Annotated in this window: 21 protein-coding genes; 16 read left to right on the forward strand and 5 right to left on the reverse strand. The window is 72.7% G+C overall.

What is annotated here, in order from left to right:
* Positions 1 to 86 precede the first annotated feature (86 nt).
* Positions 87 to 3,776 carry a methionine synthase gene (metH, locus tag CKO13_RS03075; RefSeq protein WP_200256674.1) on the reverse strand — a complete coding sequence of 1,230 codons (3,690 nt, stop codon included), beginning with the start codon at positions 3,774 to 3,776 and terminating at the stop codon, positions 87 to 89.
* A 284-nt stretch (positions 3,777 to 4,060) separates the two neighbouring features.
* Here metH and CKO13_RS03080 point away from each other — a divergent pair, with 284 nt between their 5' ends.
* The 3 genes from CKO13_RS03080 to CKO13_RS03090 are packed head-to-tail and all read left to right on the forward strand — an operon-like array spanning position 4,061 to position 7,180.
* Positions 4,061 to 4,372 carry a circadian clock KaiB family protein gene (locus tag CKO13_RS03080; RefSeq protein WP_200256675.1) on the forward strand — a complete coding sequence of 104 codons (312 nt, stop codon included), beginning with the start codon at positions 4,061 to 4,063 and terminating at the stop codon, positions 4,370 to 4,372.
* Positions 4,369 to 5,856 carry a circadian clock protein KaiC gene (kaiC, locus tag CKO13_RS03085; RefSeq protein ID WP_200256676.1) on the forward strand — a complete coding sequence of 496 codons (1,488 nt, stop codon included), beginning with the start codon at positions 4,369 to 4,371 and terminating at the stop codon, positions 5,854 to 5,856. Before CKO13_RS03080 ends, kaiC begins: the two co-directional genes overlap by 4 nt.
* 46 nt (positions 5,857 to 5,902) lie before the next feature.
* Complete coding sequence (locus CKO13_RS03090) at positions 5,903 to 7,180, forward strand: aminotransferase class I/II-fold pyridoxal phosphate-dependent enzyme (RefSeq protein ID WP_200256677.1); 1,278 nt, start codon at positions 5,903 to 5,905, stop codon at positions 7,178 to 7,180.
* Between the two features lie 25 nt (positions 7,181 to 7,205).
* Here CKO13_RS03090 and CKO13_RS12980 read toward each other — a convergent pair whose 3' ends face one another.
* From CKO13_RS12980 to trhA, 4 genes are all read right to left on the reverse strand, one after another.
* A complete protein-coding gene (locus tag CKO13_RS12980; RefSeq protein ID WP_200256678.1) occupies positions 7,206 to 9,278 on the reverse strand; it encodes a SpoIIE family protein phosphatase in 2,073 nt (690 codons plus the stop codon).
* A gap of 27 nt (positions 9,279 to 9,305) precedes the next feature.
* On the reverse strand, positions 9,306 to 10,973 hold the full coding sequence (ettA, locus tag CKO13_RS03100) for an energy-dependent translational throttle protein EttA (RefSeq protein WP_200256679.1): 1,668 nt from the start codon (positions 10,971 to 10,973) through the stop codon (positions 9,306 to 9,308).
* 118 nt (positions 10,974 to 11,091) lie between these two features.
* Complete coding sequence (locus CKO13_RS03105; RefSeq protein WP_200256684.1) at positions 11,092 to 12,174, reverse strand: calcium/sodium antiporter; 1,083 nt, start codon at positions 12,172 to 12,174, stop codon at positions 11,092 to 11,094.
* 88 nt (positions 12,175 to 12,262) lie between these two features.
* Positions 12,263 to 12,937: a PAQR family membrane homeostasis protein TrhA gene (trhA, locus tag CKO13_RS03110; protein ID WP_200256692.1), complete on the reverse strand. Its 675-nt coding sequence runs from the start codon at positions 12,935 to 12,937 to the stop codon at positions 12,263 to 12,265.
* Positions 12,938 to 13,056: 119 nt separating this feature from the next.
* Here trhA and glyA point away from each other — a divergent pair, with 119 nt between their 5' ends.
* The 13 genes from glyA to CKO13_RS03175 form a co-directional block, all read left to right on the forward strand.
* On the forward strand, positions 13,057 to 14,307 hold the full coding sequence (glyA, locus tag CKO13_RS03115) for a serine hydroxymethyltransferase (protein ID WP_200256694.1): 1,251 nt from the start codon (positions 13,057 to 13,059) through the stop codon (positions 14,305 to 14,307).
* Between the two features lie 25 nt (positions 14,308 to 14,332).
* A complete protein-coding gene (nrdR, locus tag CKO13_RS03120) occupies positions 14,333 to 14,800 on the forward strand; it encodes a transcriptional regulator NrdR (protein ID WP_200256696.1) in 468 nt (155 codons plus the stop codon).
* Positions 14,787 to 15,569: a bifunctional diaminohydroxyphosphoribosylaminopyrimidine deaminase/5-amino-6-(5-phosphoribosylamino)uracil reductase RibD gene (gene ribD, locus CKO13_RS03125; RefSeq protein WP_338034568.1), complete on the forward strand. Its 783-nt coding sequence runs from the start codon at positions 14,787 to 14,789 to the stop codon at positions 15,567 to 15,569. The genes nrdR and ribD overlap by 14 nt, the downstream gene beginning before the upstream one ends.
* Before the next feature lie 3 nt (positions 15,570 to 15,572).
* Positions 15,573 to 16,226, forward strand: coding sequence for a riboflavin synthase (locus CKO13_RS03130; RefSeq protein WP_200256698.1), 654 nt, complete (start codon positions 15,573 to 15,575; stop codon positions 16,224 to 16,226).
* 8 nt (positions 16,227 to 16,234) lie between these two features.
* Complete coding sequence (gene ribBA, locus CKO13_RS03135) at positions 16,235 to 17,362, forward strand: bifunctional 3,4-dihydroxy-2-butanone-4-phosphate synthase/GTP cyclohydrolase II (protein WP_200256700.1); 1,128 nt, start codon at positions 16,235 to 16,237, stop codon at positions 17,360 to 17,362.
* 151 nt (positions 17,363 to 17,513) lie between these two features.
* Complete coding sequence (gene ribH / locus CKO13_RS03140; protein WP_200256702.1) at positions 17,514 to 17,984, forward strand: 6,7-dimethyl-8-ribityllumazine synthase; 471 nt, start codon at positions 17,514 to 17,516, stop codon at positions 17,982 to 17,984.
* A complete protein-coding gene (nusB, locus tag CKO13_RS03145; RefSeq protein ID WP_200256704.1) occupies positions 17,984 to 18,442 on the forward strand; it encodes a transcription antitermination factor NusB in 459 nt (152 codons plus the stop codon). Before ribH ends, nusB begins: the two co-directional genes overlap by 1 nt.
* Entirely contained in the window at positions 18,439 to 19,416 is a 978-nt protein-coding gene (gene thiL, locus CKO13_RS03150) for a thiamine-phosphate kinase (RefSeq protein ID WP_242467863.1), read from the forward strand. Before nusB ends, thiL begins: the two co-directional genes overlap by 4 nt.
* Positions 19,413 to 19,919 (forward strand): phosphatidylglycerophosphatase A, encoded by a 507-nt coding sequence (locus CKO13_RS03155; protein ID WP_200256706.1) that lies wholly within the window; start codon positions 19,413 to 19,415, stop codon positions 19,917 to 19,919. The genes thiL and CKO13_RS03155 overlap by 4 nt, the downstream gene beginning before the upstream one ends.
* Positions 19,920 to 20,046: 127 nt before the next feature.
* Positions 20,047 to 21,417: a tRNA (N6-isopentenyl adenosine(37)-C2)-methylthiotransferase MiaB gene (gene miaB / locus CKO13_RS03160; RefSeq protein WP_200256708.1), complete on the forward strand. Its 1,371-nt coding sequence runs from the start codon at positions 20,047 to 20,049 to the stop codon at positions 21,415 to 21,417.
* A gap of 4 nt (positions 21,418 to 21,421) precedes the next feature.
* Positions 21,422 to 22,456, forward strand: coding sequence for a PhoH family protein (locus tag CKO13_RS03165; RefSeq protein ID WP_200256710.1), 1,035 nt, complete (start codon positions 21,422 to 21,424; stop codon positions 22,454 to 22,456).
* Positions 22,453 to 22,902, forward strand: a complete 450-nt coding sequence (gene ybeY / locus CKO13_RS03170) for an rRNA maturation RNase YbeY (protein ID WP_200256712.1) — start codon at positions 22,453 to 22,455, stop codon at positions 22,900 to 22,902. Before CKO13_RS03165 ends, ybeY begins: the two co-directional genes overlap by 4 nt.
* Before the next feature lie 109 nt (positions 22,903 to 23,011).
* The coding region (locus tag CKO13_RS03175; protein WP_200256720.1) for an HlyC/CorC family transporter at positions 23,012 to 23,861 on the forward strand (850 nt) is incomplete at its 3' end.

Consider the following 23,861-nt stretch of genomic DNA (forward strand, 5'->3'; position numbering starts at 1 on the left):
TCCCGCTCGCCCGGGCCGGATCCGGCCCGGGCGAGCGGGAGGGCCGCTGCGGCGGCCCTCCCGCCCGGGGAGCCGGGGGAGGGCGGCTAGGCCTCCTCGGCGTCGTAGCCGAGGTTCGGCCCGAGCCAGCGCTCCGCCTCCTTGCGGGACATGCCCTTGCGCGCGGCGTAGTCCTCGACCTGGTCGCGGAAGACCTTCCCGACGCCGAAGTAGCGCGCCTCGGGGTGGGCGAAGTACCAGCCGGAGACCGCCGCCGTGGGGACCATGGCCCGGGACTCGGTCAGGCTCAGGCCGATGTTCTCCTCGACGTTGAGCAGCTCCCAGAGCCGGTCCTTCTCGGTGTGGTCGGGGCAGGCCGGGTAGCCCGGGGCCGGGCGGATGCCCTGGTAGCGCTCCTTGATGAGGTCCTCGTTGGCGAGGTCCTCGTCCGGCGCGTAGCCCCAGAACTCCTTGCGCACCCGCTCGTGCAGCCGCTCGGCGAAGGCCTCGGCGAGGCGGTCGGCCAGCGCCTTGAGCATGATGGCGTCGTAGTCGTTGCCCTCGGCCTCGAAGCGCGCCACGTGCTCGTCGATGCCGATGCCGGCGGTCACCGCGAAGGCGCCCAACCAGTCCGTCTTGCCGCTGCCCTTGGGCGCCACGAAGTCGGCCAGGGACTGGTGCGGCTTGCCCTCGGCGCGCTCGGTCTGCTGGCGCAGGTGGCACAGGCGGGCGAGCACCTCGCCGCGGCCCTCGTCGGCGTAGAGCTCGGTGTCGTCGCCGTCGCTGTTCGCCGGGAACAGGCCGAAGACGGCGCGGGCGGTGAGCCACTGCTCGTCGATGATGCGGCGGAGCATCGCCTGGGCGTCGTCGAAGAGCTTGCGCGCCTCCTCGCCCTGCTGCTCGTCGTCGAGGATCTTCGGGTACTGCCCGCGCATCTGCCAGGCGGCGAAGAAGGGCGTCCAGTCGATGCGCTCGGCGATCTCCTCGAGCGGGTAGTCGTCGAGCACCTGCACGCCGGGCTGCTCCGGGCGCGTGGGCGCGTAGCCGGACCAGTCGATGGGCGTGGCGTTGGCCTTGGCCTCCTCGTAGGCGACCCACTTGGTCTTCTGCTGCCGCGCCTCGTGCTGCTCGCGGACCTGCTGGTACTCGGCGGCGAGCTCCGCCTTGTACGGCTCCGCCTGGGTCTCGCTGACGAGCTTGGAGGCTACGCCCACGGCCCGGGAGGCGTCCTTGACGTAGATGCTCGGCTGCGAGTAGTTGGGGGCGATCTTCACCGCCGTGTGGACGCGGGAGGTGGTGGCGCCGCCGATGAGCAGCGGGCAGGTGAAGCCCCGGCGCTCCATCTCCTGGGCGACGTGGACCATCTCGTCGAGCGACGGGGTGATCAGCCCGGACAGGCCGATCATGTCGGCGCCGACCTCCTCGGCCTTATTGAGGATCGTCTCCGCCGGGACCATGACGCCGGCGTCGTGGACCTCGAAGTTGTTGCACTGCAGGACCACGGCGACGATGTTCTTGCCGATGTCGTGGACGTCGCCCTTGACCGTGGCGATCAGGAAGCGCCCGGCGGGCTCGTCGTCGCCGGACTTCTCGGCCTCGATGTACGGCAGCAGGTAGGCCACCGCCTGCTTCATCACGCGCGCCGACTTGACCACCTGGGGCAGGAACATCTTGCCCTCGGCGAAGAGGTCGCCGATGGTGTTCATGCCGTCCATCAGCGGCCCCTCGATGACCTGGATGGGCCGCTCGTGCGCCTGGCGCGCCTCCTCGACGTCGACGTCGATGTAGTCGGTGATCCCCTTGATCAGGGCGTGCGCGAGGCGCTGGTTGACCGGCTGCTCGCGCCAGGCGAGGTCCTCCTCCTTCTTCTTGCCGCCCTGGTCCTTGTAGCGCTCGGCGAGCTCGAGCAGCCGCTCGGTGGCGTCCTCGCGGCGGTTGAGGATGACGTCCTCGCAGAGCTCGCGCAGCTCGGGGTCGATCTCGTCGTAGACCTCGATCTGCCCGGCGTTGACGATGGCCATGTCCATGCCCGCCTTGATGGCGTGGTAGAGGAAGACCGAGTGCATGGCCTCGCGGACGGCGTCGTTGCCGCGGAAGGAGAAGGAGAGGTTGGACAGGCCGCCGGAGACCTTGGCGTGGGGGAGGTTCTCCTTGACCCAGCGGGTGGCCTCGATGAAGTCGACGGCGTAGTTGTTGTGCTCCTCGATGCCGGTGGCGACGGCGAAGATGTTCAGGTCGAAGACGATATCGCCGGGCGAGAAGCCCTCGCCGACGAGCAGGTCGTAGGCGCGCTGGGCGATCTCGAGGCGGCGCTCGTAGCTGTCGGCCTGCCCCTGCTCGTCGAAGGCCATGACCACCGGCACGGCGCCGTAGCGGCGCAGCCGCCGGGCCTGCTCCAGGAAGGGCGCCTCGCCCTCCTTCAGGGAGATGGAGTTGACCAGGCCCTTGCCCTGGATGCGCTTGAGCCCCTCCTCCATGATCTCCCACTTGGAGGAGTCGATCATGATGGGCACGCGGGCGATGTCCGGCTCGGCGGCGACGAGGTTGAGGAAGTCGATCATCGCCTGCTGCGAGTCGAGCATCCCCTCGTCCATGTTGATGTCGATGATCTGCGCGCCGTTCTCGACCTGCTCCTTGGCGACCTCGAGGGCGGTCTCGTAGTCCTGCTCCTTGATCAGGCGCCGGAAGCGCGCCGAGCCGGTGACGTTGGCGCGCTCGCCGATGTTGACGAACAGCGAGTCGCGGTCGATGTTGCACGGCTCGAGCCCGGAGAGGGCCAGGGTGTCCGGGTCCGTCTCGGGCACCCGGCGCGGCTCGAGGTCCTGGACCGCCTCGCGGACGGCGGCGATGTGCGCCGGCGAGGTCCCGCAGCAGCCGCCGATGATGTTGATCAGCCCCTCCTCGGCGAAGGTGCGGATGATCCGCGCCATCTCCTCGGGGCTCTGGTCGTACTCGCCGAACTCGTTGGGCAGCCCGGCGTTCGGGTGCGAGGAGATGTGGGTGTCGGCGATCCGGGAGAGCTCCTGGAGGTGCGGGCGCAGCTCCTCGGCGCCGAGGGCGCAGTTGAGCCCGATGGACAGGGGCCGGGCGTGGCGCACCGAGTTCCAGAAGGCCGCCGCGGTCTGGCCCGAGAGGGTCCGCCCCGAGGCGTCGGTGATGGTCCCGGAGATCATCAGCGGCAGCCGCCGGCCGGCCTCCTCGAAGACCTCCTCGAGGGCGTAGATGGCGGCCTTGGCGTTGAGGGTGTCGAAGACCGTCTCGATGAGGATCAGGTCGGCGCCGCCCTCGATGAGGCCGCGGGCCTGGGCGGCGTACGCCTCGCGGAGGTCGTCGAAGGTGATGTTGCGGTAGCCGGGGTTGTTGACGTCCGGCGAGATCGAGGCGGTGCGGCCGGTCGGCCCCATGGTGCCGGCGACGTAGCGCGTCCGCCCGCTCTCCTGCTCGGCCGCGTCGCAGAGCTCGCGGGCGAGGCGGGCGGCCTCGACGTTGAGCTCGTGGACGAGGGGCTCGGTCTGGTAGTCCGCCTGGGAGAGGACCTGGGAGTTGAAGGTGTTGGTCTCGACGATATCCGCGCCGGCGTCGAGGTTGGCGCGGGTGATCTCCCGGATGACATCGGGGCGGGTGAGCGTGAGCAGGTCGTTGTTGCCCTTGAGCTCGCAGGGGTGGTCCGCGAAGCGCTCGCCCCGGAAGTCGGCCTCCTCGAGGGGGTACTTCTGGATCTCGGTCCCCATCCCGCAGTCGAGGATGAGGATCCGCTCGGCGAGTTGCTCTCGGATGCTATGGCTGCGATCGGTCATGGTCTCGGTACGCTCTTCGGCTCGCGATTTCGTTCGGTGTCGCGCCTGCGCAGCCGGCCGTCTCGTCTGCGGGCGCAGCCCGGGGCTGGCGAAAGGGGTGATGGGCTCGGGAGCGGGCGCGCTGAGGGCGGGTGCAGCAGGCGGGCACCGATTTGGGTACAATCGATAGCCGCAAAGGATGACAGCTCCACCCCGATAGATCAACTAAGGCCCCAGTCGTTGTCGGCCCATCGGCCGAGTGGTACCGTCGGCTGTGGCCAGGCCCCAGGAACACCGCCGCACCCATGTCCGCTAGTGACGCCCCCGCTTCGCAGTACCTGCTCCGCCTCTACATCGCCGGCCAGACGGTGCAGGCGCAGCGCGCCCTCGCCAATCTGCGCCGGATCTGCGAGGCGGAGCTGCAGGGGCGCTACCGCATCGAGGTGGTCGACCTGCTCGAGAGCCCGGAGGTGGGCGAGCGCGAGAACATCCTCGCGACCCCGACGCTGATCAAGGAGCTGCCGCCGCCGCTGCGCCGGCTCATCGGCGACCTCTCGGACCGGGAGCAGGTGCTGCGCGGCCTGGAGGTCATCCCGCAGGGAGGGGGGACAGCGTGACCGAGCAGCCCGCACAGCCGGCGGTGGAAAAGCTGCCCACGGGGATCCCCGGCTTCGACGCCGTCGCCAACGGCGGCCTGCCCGCCGGGCGCGCCACCCTGGTGGCGGGGACGCCGGGCAGCGCCAAGACGGTCCTCGCCGGGCAATTCCTCGCCACCGGCATCGAGGCCGGCGCCGCCGGCGTCTTCGTCACCTGCGAGGAGTCGCCGGCGGACCTGCGGCGCAACCTCAGCGCCTTCGGCTGGCCCATCGCGGCGTGGGAGGCGAGCGGGCGCTGGCGGTTCGTCGACGCCTCGCCGGCGATCGACGTCGACGCCCTCGAGGCGGGCAGCTACGACCTCGGCGGGCTGGTCGCCCGCATCCGCCACGCCGTCGAGCAGAGCGGGGCGCAGCGGCTGGCCATCGACTCGCTGGCGGCGCTCTTCTCGCGCTTCCCCGACGCGCGCCAGGTCCGCTGGGACCTGTACCGCATCGCCTCGCAGCTCAAGGCCCTGGGGGTCACCGCGGTGATGACCGCCGAGCGCGACGCCGAGTACGGCGGCGTGGCGCGCTACGGGGTCGAGGAGTTCGTCGCCGACAACGTCGTCATCCTGCGCAACGTCCTCGAGGCGGAGACCCGGCGGCGGACCCTGGAGATCCTCAAGTTCCGGGGCACGCACCACCAGAAGGGGGAGTACCCATTCACGATCCGGCCGGACAGCGGCGTCGTCGTGATCCCCCTGTCGGCCATGGAGCTCGTCCAGCGCTCCTCGGATACCCGCGTCACCTCGGGCAACGCGGCCCTGGACACGATGTGCGGCGGCGGCATCTACCGCGACTCCATCGTCCTCGTCTCGGGGGCGACGGGCACCGGCAAGACGCTCATGGCCACGGAGTTCACCGCCGGCGGGCTGGCGGCCGGCGAGCGCTGCCTGCTCCTCGCCTTCGAGGAGAGCCGCGACCAGCTCATCCGCAACGCCCGGGGCTGGGGCGTCGAGTACGAGCCGGCGGAGGCGGGCGGCGCGCTCCAGATCCGCTGCGACTACCCGGAGGCGGCGGGGCTCGAGGACCACCTGGTGCGCATCAAGGAGGCCATCGACGCCTTCCGCCCCCAGCGGGTGGCCCTGGACAGCCTCACCGCCCTCGAGCGCGTGGCCTCGCCCCGGGGCTTCCGCGAGTTCGTCATCGGCCTGACCTCCTTTATCAAGGAGCGGGAGATCGCCGGGCTGTTCACCGCCAGCACCCCCTCGCTGATGGGCGGCGCCTCGGTGACCGAGGCGCACATCTCCACGTTGACCGACTCGATCATCCTGCTACGCTACGTAGAGATGGGCGGCGAGGTCCAGCGCGGCCTGACGGTGCTCAAGATGCGCGGCGCGGCCCACGAGAGGAGCATCCGCCAGTTCACCATCGATCAGCGGGGCATGCACATCGGCGCGCCCTTCCGCGGCGTCGAGGGGATCCTGGAGGGGCATCCCAACCGGATGCTCGGCAGCGACTACTGACCGCCCGCGAGCGCCGGGCGGGCGACCGACAGAGGAGGGCCGACCCGTGAGACTCGAGACCCAGGCAGTGCACGCCGGCTACACGCCCGACCCGACGACCAAGGCGGTGGCCGTGCCCATCTACCAGACCACCTCCTACGCCTTCGACGATACCCAGCACGGGGCCGACCTGTTCGACCTCAAGGTCGAGGGCAACATCTACACGCGGATCATGAACCCGACCAACGCCGTGCTCGAGCAGCGGGTGGCGGCGATGGAGAACGGCATCGGCGGCCTCGCCGTCGCCTCGGGGATGGCGGCGATCACCTACGCCATCCAGTGCATCACCCGCGCCGGCGACAACATCGTCTCCACCTCGAAGCTCTACGGCGGCACCTACAACCTCTTCGCCCACTCGCTGCCCGTCCACGGCGTGGACGTGCGCTTCGCCGCGCAGGACGACTTCGCCGGGCTCGAGGCGCTGATCGACGAGCGCACCAAGGCGCTCTACTGCGAGAGCGTCGGCAACCCCTCCGGCGAGGTGGCGGATGTCGAGCGCCTCGCCGAGATCGCCCACCGCAACGGCATCCCGCTGATGGTGGACAACACGGTGCCGACCCCCTACCTCTTCCGCCCCATCGACCACGGCGCCGACATCGTCCTCCACTCGCTGACCAAGTATATGGGCGGGCACGGCACCACCGTCGGCGGCGCCATCGTCGACGCCGGGCGCTTCCCGTGGGCCGACCACCCCGAGCGCTTCTCGATGATGGTCGAGCCCGACCCCTCCTACCACGGGGTGAGCTACACCGAGGATATCGGGGCGGCGGCCTTCATCACCCGCTGCCGCGTGGTGCCGCTGCGCAGCACGGGCGCGGCGCTCTCGCCGTTCAACGCCTTCCAGCTGCTGCAGGGGATCGAGACCCTGCCGGTGCGCATGGACCGCCACTGCGACAACGCCCAGCGCGTGGCCGAGTACCTCCAGGGCCACGAGCAGGTGCGCTGGGTGAAGTACGCCGGGCTCGCCGACAGCCCCGACCGCGAGCTGGCCGACCGCTACATGGGCGGGCGCGCCTCGAGCATCCTCAGCTTCGGCGTCGAGGGCGGCTACGAGGCCGGCGCCCGCTTCATCGACGCCCTGCAGCTGATCACCCGCCTGGTCAATATCGGCGACGCCAAGTCCCTGGCCTGCCACCCGGCGAGCACCACCCACCGCCAGCTCAACGAGCGGGAGCTGGAGAGCGCGGGGGTGACGCAGGACATGGTGCGGCTGTCCATCGGCCTGGAGCATATCGACGACCTCATCGCCGATCTCGACCAGGCGCTGGCGGCGGCGCGCGGCTAGGCGGGCCCGGCCTCGGCCGGCCCGCCTAGCCGCTGCTGTGCGAGCGCGGCAGGTAGCGGGCCCGGACCCGGTTCCCCGGCGGGAAGTAGACGAGCTCGTCGCACAGCGAGCGCACGAGCAGGATCCCCCGGCCGGCGACGAGCCGCTGCGCCTCGCCGTCGGCCGGGCCGCTGCTGTCGAGGACCCGCTCGTAGTCGAAGCCCTCGCCGGAGTCCTCGATCTCGATGACGACGCCGCTGTCCTCGCGCTGCGCCGCGTAGGCGAGCCGCAGCCGGATCTCCCCCGTGGACAGGCCCGCCAGCGCCTCGGCGCGCTGGCGGTAGTAGGCCTCGAAGCCCGCCTCGTCGCCCTTGAGGCTGGAGTCGAGCTGGAGGATGCCGTGCTCGAGGGCGTTGTTGTAGAGCTCGGCGGTTACCGTGTAGAGGGTCTGCCGGTCTGCCTCCAGGGCGCCGAGCTCGGAGAGCATCCGCATGAGCGTCGGCACCGGGCTGACGCTGGCCAGGCTCCGGGCGTCGAGGACCAGCTCCGCCTGCCACTGCATCGGCTCCGTGTACGCCGGGTCGTCGGCGCCGGCGGCGAAGAGCCGGTCGAGCTCGAGGGCGACCAGGGAGGTGTCGTCGCCGGGCTCGGCCCCCCCGCGGAAGCGCTCCAGCCCCTCGAGCAGCCCGTCGAGCGCCTGGGCGGCGGGGGCGCCCGTCAGGCTCGCCTCGACGCCCTCGGTCCCGTAGCGCGCGCCCTCGGGGCCGGCGGCCTCGGTCACGCCGTCGGAGCAGGCGAACAGGTAGGAGCCGGGCGCCGCCTCGCAGTAGGTGAGGGTCCGCCGCCCCGGCGCGGTATCGCGCGTCACCCCCAGGGGGAGGTCGCCGGAGTCGAAGCGCTCGCGCACGGCGCCCTCGCGGATCAGCCACACCGGCGGCATGCCGGCGTTCCAGACGCCGATGCGGCGCTGGCCCGGGTCGATCTCGACGAGCGCCGCCGTCAGGAACATCTCCGGCGGCAGGCTGCGGTAGAGCCGCTCGTTGATGGCGTCGAGCATCTCCGCCGGGTGGGCGCCCTGGGCGACCATGTCGTAGTAGAGGGTGGCCAGCGCCGGCACCCCCACGGCGGCCCCGATGCCGTGGCCGGTGAAGTCGCCGAGGAGCACCAGCAGGTTGCCGTTGGGCCGGCTGGCGGCGAGGAGGATATCGCCGCCGAGGATGGCGGCCGGCCGGTAGACGTAGCGCAGCCCCGGCGTCTCCAGGGCGCTGGAGGTGGTGGCCCGGTCGACGATGCGCTCCGCCGTCTTCTGCTCCTCCTCGAGCACGCGCTGGTGGGCGTCGAGCATCTCCTTGTCGACGGCGATCGCCCGCAGCCGGCAGATGAGCTTGTCGATGTGCCCCATGACCCGGTTGAGCTCGGCGAAGCCGAGGTCGAGGGCGCTGGGGCGGACGTGCTGCAGGTCCTGGACGGCGTTGACCTGCTCGATCTGGCCGCTGAAGGCCTCGATGGCCCGGCTGAGCCGGCGGTTGACGAAGTAGGCGGTGCCCCCGGCGGCGAGCAGGGCCAGGGGGGTGACGGCGAAGAAGAGCCAGCGGTAGCCGGCGCTCGCCTGGGCCTGGGCGGCGCTGATGTCCTGGCTGACGTCGATGACCCCGAGGACGTCGCCCGGCTCGGCGTTGGTGTGGCACCGCAGGCACTCGCTGCGCGCCTCGACCGGCATGACGTGGCGCTGCTGGTCCCCGCCCTCGATGCGCTGCGCCTTGCCGCGGGCGAAGGCGCGCTCGACGGCCGCGTCCGCCTCCGCCTCGCCGGGGATCTCGCCGTAGAGGGCCTCGACCAGCGCCCCGCGGTAGATGGCGACGCGCAGGGGGCTGCCCTCGTACGCCTCCTCGAGGGTGGCGATGAAGGCCTTGAGGTCCTCGCGCGTCCAGCCGCGGCGCATGACCTGGTACATGGACCCGAAGGTCTGCTGGGCGGTGGCCTCGGCGGTCTGCTCCGCCTGGCGGCGCAGGATCTTCTCGTAGAGCAGCGAGGAGAAGAGGGTCGCCCCGAGGAAGACCCCCAGGGCGACGGCCAGGATGGTGGCGATCAGGAAGCTGCGTAGCCTCGGTCGGCGCACGGTCGGGGGGTCCCTCTCGGGCTACGCTCAGGCGCCGAGGCGCTTGTACTTGATACGGTGCGGCTGGGTCGCCGCCTCGCCGAGGCGCTTCTTGCGGTCGGCCTCGTACTCCTGGTAGTTGCCCTCGAAGAAGGTGACCTGGCTGTCGCCCTCGAAGGCCAGGATGTGCGTCGAGATGCGGTCGAGGAACCAGCGGTCGTGGGAGATGACCAGCACGCAGCCCGGGAAGGTCAGCAGGGCGTCCTCCAGGGCGCGCAGGGTCTCGACGTCGAGGTCGTTGGTCGGCTCGTCGAGCAGCAGGGTGTTGCCGCCGCTCTGCAGGAGCTTGGCCAGGTGTACCCGGTTGCGCTCGCCGCCGGAGAGCTCGCCGATGCGCTTCTGCTGCTCGCTGCCGCGGAAGTTGAACTTGCCCACGTAGGCCCGCGACGGCGTCTCGTACTTGCCGACCCGGATGTAGTCGTGGCCGCCGGAGATCTCCTCCCAGACCGTGTTGCCGTCGTCGAGGGCGTCGCGGCTCTGGTCCACGTAGGCGAGGGAGACGGTCTCGCCGACCTCGATCTGCCCGGCGTCGGGCTGCTCGGCGCCGGAGATCATGCGGAACAGCGTGGTCTTGCCGGCGCCGTTGGGGCCGATGATGCCGACGATCGCCCCCGGCGGGATGTTGAAGCTCAGGTCCTCGTAGAGCAGCTCGCCGCGGTAGGCCTTCTGCACGCCGTCGGCGACGATGACCTTGTTGCCGAGCCGCGGGCCCGGGGGGATGTAGAGCTGCTGGGTCTCGTTGCGCTTCTGGAACTCCTGGGACTGGAGCTCCTCGAACTGCTTGATCCGCGCCTTGTTCTTGGCCTGCCGGCCCTTGGGGTTCTGCTTGACCCACTCGCGCTCCTGCTGGATCGCCTTGCGGTGGGCCTGCTCCTCGCGGGCCTCCTGCTCGAGGCGCTTCTCCTTGTACTCGAGCCAGGCCGAGTAGTTGCCCTGGAAGGGGATGCCCTCGCCGCGGTCGAGCTCGAGGATCCAGCCGGCGACGTTGTCGAGGAAGTAGCGGTCGTGGGTGACCGCCACCACGGTGCCCGGGAACTCGGCGAGGTAGCGCTCGAGCCAGGCCACGCTCTCGGCGTCGAGGTGGTTGGTCGGCTCGTCGAGCAGGAGCATATCCGGCGCCGAGAGGAGCAGCCGGCACAGGGCCACGCGCCGGCGCTCGCCGCCGGAGAGGTTGGCCACCTGGGCGTCCCACGGCGGCAGGCGCAGGGCGTCGGCGGCCTGCTCGAGCTTGCGGTCGAGATCCCAGGCGCCGGCGGCCTCGATCTGGTCCTGGAGCTTGGACTGCTCGGCGATCAGGGCGTCGAAGTCGGCGTCGGGGTCGGCGAACTGCGCCGAGACCGCGTTGAAGCGGTCGACGAGGGCCTTGGTCTCGGCGACCCCCTCCTCGACGTTGCCGCGCACGTCCTTGCTGTCGTCGAGCCGCGGCTCCTGGGGCAGGTAGCCGACCTTGAGGTTGGGCTGCGGCCGGGCCTCGCCGTCGAACTCCCGGTCCTCGCCGGCCATGATGCGCAGCAGGCTCGACTTGCCGGCGCCGTTGAGGCCGAGCACGCCGATCTTGGCGCCGGGGAAGAACGACAGCGAGATGTCCTTGAGGATCTGACGCTTCGGGGGTACCACCTTGGATACCCGGTTCATGGTGTAGACGTATTGGGCCATAGGGTCGCGCGCTTCGCCTTCGGGGTAAGGAGCCCAGATTATGGGAATACGAGCGTGAAGTTGGAAGGGTGCAGACGTATCTGCGTGCCGGGCGCGTAGCGCCCCGGGCCGGGGCGCCTCACCCGGGGCCGCCTGCGCGCCCGCCGCCGGGGCGGTGGTGGGCGTGGAGCTGCCGGGCGACGCCGATGGCGACGGTGAGCAGCGTCAGCGGGATGACGAAGCCGAGCATGGCGTCGCTGAAGGGCGCGAGAGCGTCGTGCTCGGTGGCGGCGAGGAAGAGGTAGGCGGCGTAGGCCGCGTAGTAGGCCAGGAAGACGATCCCCTCCCAGCGCGCGATGGTGTAGCCGGTGAAGAAGACCGGCAGGCAGGCGAGGGCCACGGCGAGCATCACCGGCAGGTCGAAGTAGAGGGCCGCCGGGGCGACGCTGACCCCCGCCGGCGTGAAGAGCGCGGCGCAGCCGAGGACGGCGAGCAGGTTGAAGATGTTGCTGCCGACGACGTTGCCCACCGCCATCTCGCGCTCGCCGCGCAGGACCGCCACCGTCGAGGTGGCGATCTCGGGCAGGGAGGTGCCGATGGCGACCACGGTCAGCCCGATGACCAGGTCGCTGATGCCCAGCGCTCCGGCGATCTGCGCCGCGGCGTCGACCAGGAAGTTGGCGCCGCCGACGAGCAGGGCGAGCCCGAGCAGGAGCAGCCCGCCGATCTGGGGGACGGAGGCCTTCCCCGAGGCGGGGACCTCGTCGACCGGCTCGCGGTCGCGCAGGGCGATGAAGGCCAGGTAGAGGCCGAGCCCGGCGAGGAGCAGCAGGCCGTCGGCCGTCCCGAGGTGGCCGTTGAGGGCGAGCAGGGCGGTGCCCAGCGAGGCGGCGATCATGATCGGGACGTGGATGCGGATCAGCCGCTGCGCCACGATCAGCGGCGCCAGGGTGGCGGCGACGCCGAGCACCAGCAGGACGTTGGCGATGTTGCTGCCGACGATGTTGCCCAGGGCGATGTTGGCGGCCTCCTCGGAGAAGGCGGCGCGCAGGGAGATGGCCAGCTCCGGGGCGCTGGTGCCGAAGGCGACGACGGTCAGGCCGACGACCACCGGGGCGATCCGCGCCCGGGCGGCGGCGTGCCCGGCGCCGCGGACGACGAGCTCGGCGCCGGCCAGCACGGCGACGAGCCCGATGGCGAAGACGAGGAGATCGAGTGCCATGGCGCGGGGGTGCTCTGCGGATGCGGCTGTGCCGCCGCATGCTACCAGGATTCCGGCCGCGACGGGCCGCCGCCCGGTACACGCTGCCCTAGGCCGCCCGCGCGGGGAGGACCACCGCGTGGAGGACGGCGGCGTAGTGGCAGGCGGCGGCGGCGACCACCAGGGCGTGCCAGGCCAGGTGGTGGTAGGGCAGGCGGTAGGCGAGGTAGAGCACGACCCCGGCGCTGTAGAGCAGCCCGCCGGCGAGCAGCAGCGCCAGGCCGGCGGCGGAGAGCCCAGCGGCGAGCGGCTCGAGCACGGCGAGCACCGACCAGCCGAGCGCCAGGTAGAGCGCCACCGAGACCCTCCGGCCCGGCGGGCGGCGCAGGAGCAGCTTGGCGGCGGCCCCGCCCAGCGCCACGGCCCAGACGAGGGCCAGCAGGGCGGGGCCGGCCGGCGGGGCGAGCACCCGGGCGGCGAAGGGCGTGTAGGTCCCGGCGATCAGCAGCAGGATCGCCGCGTGGTCGAGGCGCTGGAGCCAGTGGCCGCCGGCCGAGTGGTACTTGCCGAGGTTGTAGTGGTTGTTCAGCGCCGAGCAGAGGAAGAGGAGCACCAGGGTGGCGCCGTAGAGGCCGACACTCCCGGTCAGCCCCCAGTCCCCGAGGGGGAGGGTGAGCGCGAGCAGCAGCGCTGCACCGGCGATAGCGGCCGTGAGGGCCGCCCCGTGCAGGAGCCGGTCGGCGAGCCACTCCCGGTGGGAGTAGGGGCGTGCACAGAGGGTCATCCTACCCGGAAAGCTTGGCCGCATCGGGGCGGCTGTCAACGCCAGCTCGGATACGGTGGGGGAAATCGGTTAGACTAGGCCGATTCCCTCCGGATTCGAAGCGAGAGACAGGAGCCTCTATGTTCTCTGACGATATGAAGATCGCGGGCTACGACCCCGAGCTGGCGGCCGCCATCGACGGCGAGCGCCGGCGCCAGGAGGAGCACATCGAGCTGATCGCCTCCGAGAACTACGCCAGCCCCCGCGTGCTCGAGGCGCAGGGGAGCGTGCTGACGAACAAGTACGCCGAGGGGTATCCGGGCAAGCGCTACTACGGCGGCTGCGAGTACGTCGATATCGCCGAGCAGCTGGCCATCGACCGCGCCAAGGAGCTCTTCGGCGCCGACTACGCCAACGTCCAGCCGCACTCCGGCTCCCAGGCCAACGCCGCGGTCTTCCTCTCGCTGCTCAAGCCCGGCGACACGATCCTCGGGATGAGCCTCGACCACGGCGGCCACCTCACCCACGGCGCCAAGGTCAACTTCTCCGGCAAGCTGTTCAACGCCGTCCAGTACGGCATCGACGACGACGGCCAGCTCGACTACGCCGAGATCCAGCGCCTGGCCACCGAGCACCAGCCGAGGATGATCATCGGCGGCTTCTCGGCCTACTCCCAGGTGGTCGACTGGGCGTGGCTGCGCGAGATCGCCGACTCGGTGGGCGCCTACCTGGTCGTCGACATGGCCCACGTGGCCGGGCTGGTGGCCGCCGGCGTCTACCCCAACCCGGTGCCCTTCGCCGACGCGGTGACCACCACCACCCACAAGACCCTGCGCGGCCCCCGCGGCGGGCTGATCCTCGCCCGCTCGAACCCGGAGCTCGAGAAGAAGTTCCAGTCGCTGGTCTTCCCCGGCACCCAGGGCGGGCCGCTGATGCACGCCATCGCCGGCAAGGCCGTGGCCTTCAAGGAGGCGATGGAGCCGGACTTCAAGGCGTACCAGCAGCAGGTGGTGGCCAACGCCCGCGCCATGGCGCAGCGGGTCATCGAGCGCGGCTACAACGTCGTCTCCGGCGGCACCGACAACCACCTCTTCCTCATGGACCTCACGCCCAAGAGCCTGACCGGCAAGGACGCCGACGCCGCCCTGGGCCGGGCGCACATCACCGTCAACAAGAACACCATCCCCAACGACCCGCAGTCGCCCTTCGTCACCAGCGGGCTGCGCATCGGGACGCCGGCGATCACCACCCGCGGCTTCAAGGAGGCCGAGTCGCAGCGCCTGGCGGACTGGATCTGCGACGTCCTCGACCACATGGGCGACGAGTCCGTCATCGAGCGGGTCCGCGGCGAGGTGCAGCAGATCTGCCGGGAGTTCCCGGTCTACGGCTGAGCGACGGAGGCGTTGACCGCGGGCCATGCGTTGCCCCTACTGCCAGGGCCTGGATACGCGGGTCGTCGACTCCCGCCTCGTGGGCGAGGGCGAGCAGGTGCGCCGCCGGCGTCAGTGCTCGGCCTGCGGCGAGCGCTTCACCACCCACGAGGGGCCGGACCTGGTCATGCCCCGCGTGGTCAAGTCGGACGGCCGGCGCGAGCCGTTCGACGAGCAGAAGCTGCGCCTCGGCTTCCGCCGGGCGCTGGAGAAGCGCCCGGTGGCGACCGAGGCCCTCGAGGCGGCCCTGCGCCGGATCTGCAAGCGCCTCTCCGCGCTCGGCGAGCGGGAGGTGGCGGCCGCGGCCATCGGCGAGCACGTCATGGAGGAGCTGCGCGGGCTCGACGAGGTGGCCTACGTCCGCTTCGCCTCCGTCTACCGCCGCTTCGAGGACGTCGGCGCCTTCCGCGAGGTGATCGAGGGCCTGGAGCAGAGCCAGCGTGGCGAGCAGTAGCGAGGCGCACGCGGACGAGCGCTGGATGGCCCGGGCCATCCGCCGGGCCGCGGCGGTCTTCCCGCCGCCCCACCCGAATCCGCGCGTCGGCTGCGTGCTGGTGCGCGCCGGGGAGGTGGTCGGCGAGGCCGCCCACCAGCGCGCCGGCGGGCCCCACGCCGAGGCGGCGGCCCTCGCCCAGGCGGGGGAGGCGGCCCGGGGGGCGACGGCCTACGTGACCCTGGAGCCGTGCGCCCACCACGGGCGCACGCCGCCGTGCGCCGACGCCCTGGCCGCCGCCGGCGTGGCCCGGGTGGTGGCGGCCTGCCGCGACCCGAACCCGCAGGTGGCGGGCGCGGGCCTGGCGCGGCTCGAGCGATCCGGGGTGGCCGTGGAGGCCGGGCTCCTGGAGCCGGACGCGGCCGCCCTCAACCGCGGCTTCCTCCGCCGCATCGCCGGCGGGCGGCCGTGGGTGCGCATCAAGCTCGCCGCCAGCCTGGACGGCCGGACGGCCATGGCCTCCGGGGAGAGCCAGTGGATCAGCTCGGCGGCGGCGCGCGAGGTCAACGAGGTCCTCGTCGAGGCCGGCCCGACCCTCGCCGGCGCCTGGCTCGCGGCCGGCCTCGCCGATGAGCTGGTGGTCTACACGGCCCCCCACCTGATGGGGGACGCGGCGCGGCCGCTGCTGGTGCTGCCCGGCATCGAGGCCATGAGCGAGCGCCGCCCGCTGCGCTGGACCGATGTCCGGCGCGTCGGCGAGGAAATCCGCATCACCGCAGGGTTGGCATAGGCGATGTTTACCGGGATCGTACAGGCCGTCGGCCGGGTCGCCGAGGCCGAGCGCCGCGGCTCGGCCCGGCGGCTGAGCGTCGAGGCGCCGGGGCTGGGGCTGGCCGGCTCGGCGATGGGCGACAGCGTCGCCGTCGACGGCGTCTGCCTGACCGCCGCGGCCCTGCACGGCGAGCGGTTCACGGCGGACGTCTCCGACGAGACGCTGCGCTGCACCACCCTCGGCGCCCTGGGGGCAGGGGCGCGGGTCAACCTGGAGCTGGCGGTCACCCCGAGCACGCCGCTCGGCGGCCACCTGGTCACCGGCCACGTCGACGGCGTCGGCGAGGTCGTGGCGCGGGAGGCGGCCGGCGGCTCGGAGCGCTGGCGCTTCCGCCTGCCCGAGGGGCTGGCGCGCTACGTGGCGGTCAAGGGCTCGGTGGCCGTCGCCGGGGTGAGCCTGACGGTCAACGCCGTCGCCGGCCGGGAGTTCGAGGTCAACCTGGTGCCCCACACCCTCGCCGCCACCACCCTCGGCGAGCGGCGCCCGGGCGATCCGGTCAACATCGAGGTCGACCTGCTGGCGCGCTACGTGGAGCGCCTGCTCGGCGGCGCCCCGGGGGCGGAGGGCGGCGGGCTGAGCCTGGAGCAGCTGCGCCGCGCGGGCTACGGAGAGTGAGTCGAGGCATGACTGAGGCAGTGCAGTTCCACACCATCGAGGAGATCGTCGCCGACCTGCGCCAGGGGCGCATGGCCGTGATCCTCGACGACGAGGACCGCGAGAACGAGGGCGACCTGGTGATGCCGGCGAGCCTCGTCCGGCCCGAGGACATCAACTTCATGGCCCGCTACGGGCGGGGGCTGATCTGCCTGACCCTGACGCGGGAGCGCTGCGAGCAGCTGCGCCTGCCGCTGATGGTCCACAGCAGCGACGAGGAGCACACCACCAACTTCACCGTCTCCATCGAGGCGGCCGAGGGGGTGACCACCGGGATCTCGGCGGCGGACCGGGCGCGGACGGTCCAGGCGGCCGTCGCCCCGGGGGCGCGGCCCGAGGATGTCGCCCAGCCGGGGCATATCTTCCCGCTCATGGCGCAGCCGGGCGGCGTCCTGACCCGCGCCGGGCACACCGAGGCCGGGTGCGACCTCGCCCGGCTGGCCGGCTTCGAGCCGGCGGCGGTGATCGTCGAGATCCTCAACGAGGACGGCTCCATGGCGCGCCGGGACGACCTCGTGGCCTTCGCCCGCGAGCACGGGCTGAAGATCGGCACGGTGGCCGACCTGATCGCCTACCGCGTCCGCAACGAGCGCTCCGTCTCCCACCTCGGCGCCTGCGAGCTGCCCACCGAGCACGGCGAGTTCCGCCTCCACACCTACCGGGACCACCTCAGCGGGGCGCTCCACTTCGCCCTGGTCGCCGGCGGGCGGGCGCGCCCGCCGGAGGAGCCGGCCCTGGTGCGCGTCCACGTCGAGACCCCCCTCGCCGACCTGCTCGGCGCCACCGGCCCGCGCTGCGGCCTGCCCCTGCGCGCCGCGCTGCGCCAGGTGGCGCGGGAGCCCGGCGGGGTGGTGGTGGTCCTGCGCAGCGCCGACCCGAGCGGCGAGATCCTCGAGCACATGCGCTGCTACCAGGGGGAGGGCGCCTGCGACGAGGAGGAGGCGCCGGCCTCGCCGGATCTGCGGACCTACGGCATCGGCGCCCAGATCCTCACCGACCTCGGCGTCCGGCGCATGCGCGTGCTCAGCGCCCCGAAGCGGATGCACGCCCTGTCCGGCTTCGGCATGGAGGTCGTCGAGTATGTGCACCCGGAGTAGGCCCGCCCCGGGGCCGGTTGCGGTCGCCGGGCGGCGCTTGTAGCGTAGCTCGCCGGTCCCGGGGCGGCGGGTCCCGGCCGGGGCCCGCGGGCGCCCCGCCGGCCGCGCCGCCGGGGCCACTACACTGAATGGAGACCGAGGTTCCGCCGCTATGCAAGTAACCGAAGGGCAGCTTGTCGCCCCCGAGGGGGTGCGCCTGGCGCTGGTCGCCGCGCGCTTCAACGACCTGATCGTCGACCGGCTCATCGCCGGGGCCTCCGACGCCCTGCGCCGCCACGGCGTCGAGGAGGAGCGGATCGAGCTGATCCGGGTCCCCGGCTCCTTCGAGCTGCCCCTGGCGGTGCAGCAGGTGGCCGACGCCGGGCGCGCCGACGGGATCGTCGCCCTCGGGGCGGTGATCCGCGGCGGGACGGACCACTACGAGCACGTCGCCACGGAGTGCACCAAGGGGGTCGCCCAGGCGATGATGGCCTCCGGCGTGCCCGTGGCCTACGGCCTGCTGACCGTCGACAGCGTCGAGCAGGCCATCGAGCGGGCGGGGACCAAGTCCGGCAACAAGGGGGCCGACGCGGCGCTGTCGGCCCTGGAGATGATCGACCTGATGCGGCAGCTCGAGGCCTGATGGCGAGAGGATACAAAGACCGGCGCCGGAGCCGGGCGCGCGGCAAGCTCGTCCAGGCGCTCTACCAGCACCTGGTGACCGGCCAGGAGCCCGGCGAGATCGAGCGCCAGTTCCTGGCGGCGGGCCTGGGCGATGTCGACGTGGCCTACTTCCGGGAGCTCATCTACGCCGTGGCCGCTGCGGCGGAGCCGCTCGACGCCCGCCTCGAGCGGCTGCTCGATCGCCCCCTGGTGCAGCTCGACCCGGTGGAGCGGGCGATCCTGCGGCTGGGCGCCTACGAGCTCAGCGAGCGCCTCGACGTGCCGTACCGCGTGGTGATCCACGAGGCGGTGGACCTGGCGCGGCGCTTCGGCGCCGAGCAGTCGCACCGCTACATCAACGGCGTTCTCGACCGGCTCGTCGGCGAGATCGAGCTGCGCGCCGGCGAGCGGGGACCATCGAAGGAGCGGCAGGATTGACGACCGGAGGCGGGGAGGCGGCGCTGATCCGCCGCTACTTCCAGGCGCTGACCGCCCACCGCGAGGGCGTGGCGCTGGGCGTCGGCGACGACGCGGCGCTGCTCGAGCCGCCGGCGGAGGGCCGGGTGGCGGTCAGCTGCGACACGCTGGTCAGCGGCGTCCACTTCCCGGAGGACATCCCGGTGGAGGCGCTCGGCCACCGGTCCCTGGCCGTCAACCTCAGCGACATCGCCGCCGTCGGCGGCCGGCCCCTGTGGGTCCTGCTCTCGCTGACCCTGCCGGCGTACGACGCGCAGTGGCTGGAGGCCTTCACCCAGGGGTTCAAGGGGCTGGCCGACCGCCACGGCGTGGCCCTTGTCGGCGGCGATACGACGCGGGGCGCCCTCTCGGTGACCATCACCGCCCTGGGCCACGTGCCGCCCGGCGGCGGGCTGCACCGCTCCGGCGCCCGCCCCGGCGACGGGATCTGGGTGACCGGCACCCTCGGCGACGCGGCCCTGGGGCTGCAGCGCTGGCAGCAGCGCGCCGGGCAGCCGCTGACCGGCGACGCGGCCTTCCTGGCGGCCCGGCTCTTCCGCCCGGAGCCCCGGGTGGTGGCCGGCCAGGCGCTGCTCGAGACGGCCAGCGCGGCGGTGGATATCTCCGACGGGGTCGCCGTCGACGTGGCGCGGCTGCTCGAGGAGAGCGGGGTCGGCGCGACCCTCGAGCTCGATGCGCTCCCCCGCTCGGAGGGGTTCATCGCCGAGGGCGGCGACCTGGCGACCCTCCTCCACGGCGGCGACGACTACGAGCTGTGCTTCACCATGCCGCCGCTGGGGGCCGAGGCGCTCGAGGGGCTGCGCCGGCGCCTGGATGTGCCGATCACGCGCATCGGCACGGTGGAGTCGACCCCGGGGCTGCGCGGCGCCGACGGCGCCGGCAACGTCTGCGCCCTGGACGTCGGCGGCTACGACCACTTCGCGGTGGACCCGTGAGCCGCGCCGGGTTCCGGCTCACCGACCCGCGCCACTTCCTGGCCCTCGGCTTCGGCCTCGGCCTGGCGCCCGTGGCGCCGGGGAGCTTCGGCACGCTGGCGGCCCTGCCGCTGCTCGCCGTGGGCGCCCTCCTGCCGCTGGCCGCCTACGCCGCGATGGCCGCGGCGGCGGCGCTGCTCGGCATCTGGCTCTGCGGGCGGGTGGCCGCCGAGGTCGGCGTGCCCGACCACCCGGCCATCGTCTGGGACGAGGTCGCCGGCATGCTCGTCGCGGCCCTCCCGTGGGTGGCGGGGGTGGGGCGGCTGCACCCGCTCGCCGACCTGCTCGTGCTCCTGGCCCTGTTCCGCCTCTTCGATACCCTCAAGCCGTGGCCGATCCGCGCCCTGGAGCGGCGCCTCGCCGGCGGGCTCGGGATCGTCGCCGACGATCTCGCCGCCGGGGCGGCCGCCGCCGCGCTCTGGGGAGGTGCGACCCTGGGCCTGGGCCGGCTCGCCGGCGCTTGAGGGGGCGGAGCCGGCCTGCCGGCGGCGGCCGCAGGCTGCGGCCCCGGGCGGGGGGCCTTTGGGTCGAGGCGCGCGACGGCGCTAGAATAGCGGAGAAGCAGGCGAGAGCAGCGAGGCCGAGCAGACCGTGACCGAGGCCGTCTACGTCGAGACCCAGGGCTGCCAGATGAACGAGTACGACGCCGACCGGATGGTCGACGTGCTCGTCAGCGAGGCGGGCTTCCGCCGGGTCGACGCCCCCGAGCAGGCCGACCTGCTCCTGCTCAACACCTGCTCGGTGCGCGAGAAGGCGCAGGAGAAGGTCTTCTCCCAGCTCGGCCGCTGGCGGCGGCTCAAGGACCGGGCCCCCGAGACCCTGATCGGCGTCGGCGGCTGCGTGGCCAGCCAGGAGGGCGACGCCATCCTGCGCCGGGCGCCCTACGTCGACCTGGTCTTCGGCCCGCAGACGCTGCACCGGCTGCCCGAGATGGTCGCCCGCCGGCGCGCTGGCGGCGGCCCCCAGGTGGACGTCGCCTTCCCCGAGATCGAGAAGTTCGACCGGCTCCCGGAGCCCCGGGCGACAGGGCCGACGGCCTACGTCTCGGTCATGGAGGGGTGCAGCAAGTACTGCTCCTTCTGCGTGGTGCCGTACACCCGCGGCGAGGAGATCAGCCGCCCGGTGGCCGACGTCCTCGCCGAGGTCGAGGCCCTCGCCGCCCAGGGGGTGCGGGAGGTCACCCTGCTCGGGCAGAACGTCAACGCCTACGCCGGGCGCCTGCGCGACGGCAGCGCCGGCGATCTCGGGCTGCTGATCGAGGCGGTGGCGGCGGTCCCCGGCATCGACCGGATCCGCTTTACCACCTCGCACCCGGCGGAGTTCCACGCGGGCCTCGTCGAGGCGTACCGCGAGGTGCCGGAGCTGGCCGACTTCCTCCACCTGCCGGTGCAGGCCGGCTCCGACCTGCTGCTCCGGCTCATGAAGCGCGGCCACGACACCGCCGCGTACGAGGCGCTGGTCGCCGAGCTGCGTGCAGCCCGGCCGAGCCTGGCGCTGGCCACCGACCTGATCGTCGGCTTCCCCGGCGAGACCGAGGAGCACTTTACGGAGACTATGGCCCTGATCGACCGTGTCGGCTTCGACGCCGGCGCCTTCAGCTTCATCTACAGCCCGCGTCCGGGGACGCCGGCCGCCGCGCTCCACGATCCGACCCCGCAGGCGGCCAAGCGCGAGCGCCTCCACCGCCTGCAGGCGCGGATCGCCGAGCAGCAGGCGGCGGCCGCCCAGCGGCTGCTCGGCACGGTGCAGAGCGTCCTCGTCGAGGGGGTCTCCCGGCGCAGCGCCGCGGAGCTCCGGGGGCGGACCTCCTGCAACCGGGTGGTCAACTTCCCGGGGGATCCCGCGCTGGTGGGCCGCTTCGCCGAGGTCCGGATCAGCGGGGTCCGGACCCACTCCCTGCGCGGCGAGCTCGAGGCCGTCGAGCAGCCGGCCGCCGCCGGCGCGGCAGCGACGGGTGCCTGAGGCCTTGAGCGCGCGCCCGACGGCCACCGACCTGGAGCTGCGCCCCGCGGACAACGAGCAGCTCGCGCGCCTGTGCGGCCAGTTCGACGAGAACCTGCGCCAGCTCGAGCGCCGGCTCGGCGTGGAGATCAAGAACCAGGGCCACCGCTTCCGGATCATCGGCGCCCCCGAGGCGGCGGGGGTGGCCGAGCAGCTGCTCCAGGAGCTCTACGAGATCGCCGGGCGCAAGCACCTCGAGCCCGAGGACATCCACCTGCACCTGCAGCAGGCCCGCCTCGACGAGCTCCAGGAGGCGGTGGCGGCCGAGGGCGCCGACGCCGATGCCGGCGAGGCGCCCGCGCGGGCGCCCGAGGAGGGCGAGGCGCTGGTGCGCACCCGCAAGCTGCAGATCAGCGGCCGCGGCCCGGGGCAGCGCGCCTACATCGAGCGCATCCGGGCCAACGACCTGAGCTTCGGGATCGGCCCCGCCGGCACCGGCAAGACCTACCTGGCGGTGGCCTGCGCCGTGGAGGCGCTCGAGACCGAGCAGGTCCGCCGCGTGGTGCTGGTCCGCCCGGCGGTGGAGGCCGGGGAGCGGCTCGGCTTCCTGCCGGGCGATATGGCGCAGAAGGTCGATCCCTACCTCCGCCCCCTCTACGACGCCCTGTTCGAGATGCTCGGCTTCGAGCGCGTCGGGCGGCTGATCGAGCGCAACGTCATCGAGGTCGCCCCGCTCGCCTTCATGCGCGGGCGGACCCTCAACCACGCCTTCATCATCCTCGACGAGGCGCAGAACGCCACCGTCGAGCAGATGAAGATGTTCCTCACGCGCATCGGCTTCGGCTCGACGGCGGTGGTCACCGGCGACGTCACGCAGAGCGACCTCCCGGCGGACAAGCCCTCGGGGCTGCGCGACGCCGTGGAGGTCCTCCACGAGGTCCCCGGGGTGAGCTTCACCTTCTTCTCCGCCTCCGACGTGGTGCGCCACGCCCTCGTCCAGCGGATCGTGGAGGCCTACGACAGCCGCAGCAGCCTCAGCGCCTCCGGCAAGCGCCGATGACGGCCCTCGAGCTCGCCTTCCAGCCGGCCGCCGCCCTGCCGAGCCCCGCCGAGGCGGCGTTCCGCGAGTGGCTGGCGGCCGCCCTGGCGGCCAGCGGCCGGGGGGGCGAGGTGACCGTGCGCGTGGTCGACGCGGCCGAGTCCCAGGCGCTCAACCGCGACTACCGCGGCCGCGACGCCCCGACGAACGTCCTCTCCTTCCCCTTCGAGCCGCCGCCGGGCATCGACGATCCCGGCATCCTCGGCGACCTGGTCATCTGCGCGGCGGTGGTGGCCCGCGAGGCGGCCGAGCAGGGCAAGCCCGAGCGGGCGCACTGGGCCCACATGACGGTGCACGGCGCCCTCCACCTGCTCGGCTACGACCACCAGCACGACGCCGAGGCGGAGCGCATGGAGGCCGAGGAGCGGCGCATCCTCGCGGGCCTGGGCTTCCCCGACCCGTACTGACCGCCTCCCGGCGGGGGCCGGCCGGCCCGCCGCCGGGGGGCGCGGGCGCGATGGCCGTCAGCCGGGACAGTTAGTACACTCTGCGGACCTCCTTAGCCCCTGCAATACCATGACCGACGACGAACCTCCGAATCCGGCGCAGGCCGAGGGCGGCTCCTGGCGCGAGCGCCTGCGCCGCCTCCTGCCCGCCGCCGAGCCGCGCTCCCGCGAGGAGCTCATCGAGCACCTGCGCCGCAGCCAGGGCGCCGGCCTCCTCGACGCCGACGGGCTGTCGATGATCGAGGGTGTGCTCCACGTCTCGGAGCTCCAGGCGCGGGATATCATGATCCCGCGCTCCCAGGTGACCACCCTCGCCCGCGACAGCGAGCCGCGCCAGCTGCTGCCGACCATCGTCCAGACGGGCTTCTCCCGCTTCCCGGTCACCGGCGAGAGCAAGGACGACGTCATCGGCATCCTCCTCGCCAAGGACCTGCTGCGGCTGTTCTACGAGGAGGGCGGCGACTTCCGGACCCGGGAGGTCCTGCGCCCGGTGCTCTTCATCCCCGAGAGCAAGCGCCTCGACGCCCTGCTCAAGCAGTTCCGCGAGAGCCGCAACCACATGTCGGTGGTGGTCGATGAGTACGGCGGCCTCGCCGGGATCGTGACCATCGAGGACGTCATCGAGCAGATCGTCGGCGAGATCGACGACGAGCACGACTTCGACGAGGAGGCGCCGATCCTCGCCCGGGACGACGGCAGCTGGATCGTCAAGGCCGTCGCCCCGGTGGAGGAGTTCAACCGGGACCTCAACGCCAGCCTGCGCGACGACGACCTCGACACCGTCGGCGGGGTGGTGGCGCAGCGCTTCGGGCGCGTGCCGCGGCGCGGCGAGCGGATCGTCTTCGCCGGCTTCGAGTTCCGGGTCCTGCGGGCCGACCACCGGCGGATCCACCTGCTGCGCGTGGTGCCGGTGGGCGAGG

The organism is Halorhodospira neutriphila, assembly GCF_016584055.1.
In the GTDB taxonomy this organism is placed as follows: domain Bacteria; phylum Pseudomonadota; class Gammaproteobacteria; order Nitrococcales; family Halorhodospiraceae; genus Halorhodospira; species Halorhodospira neutriphila.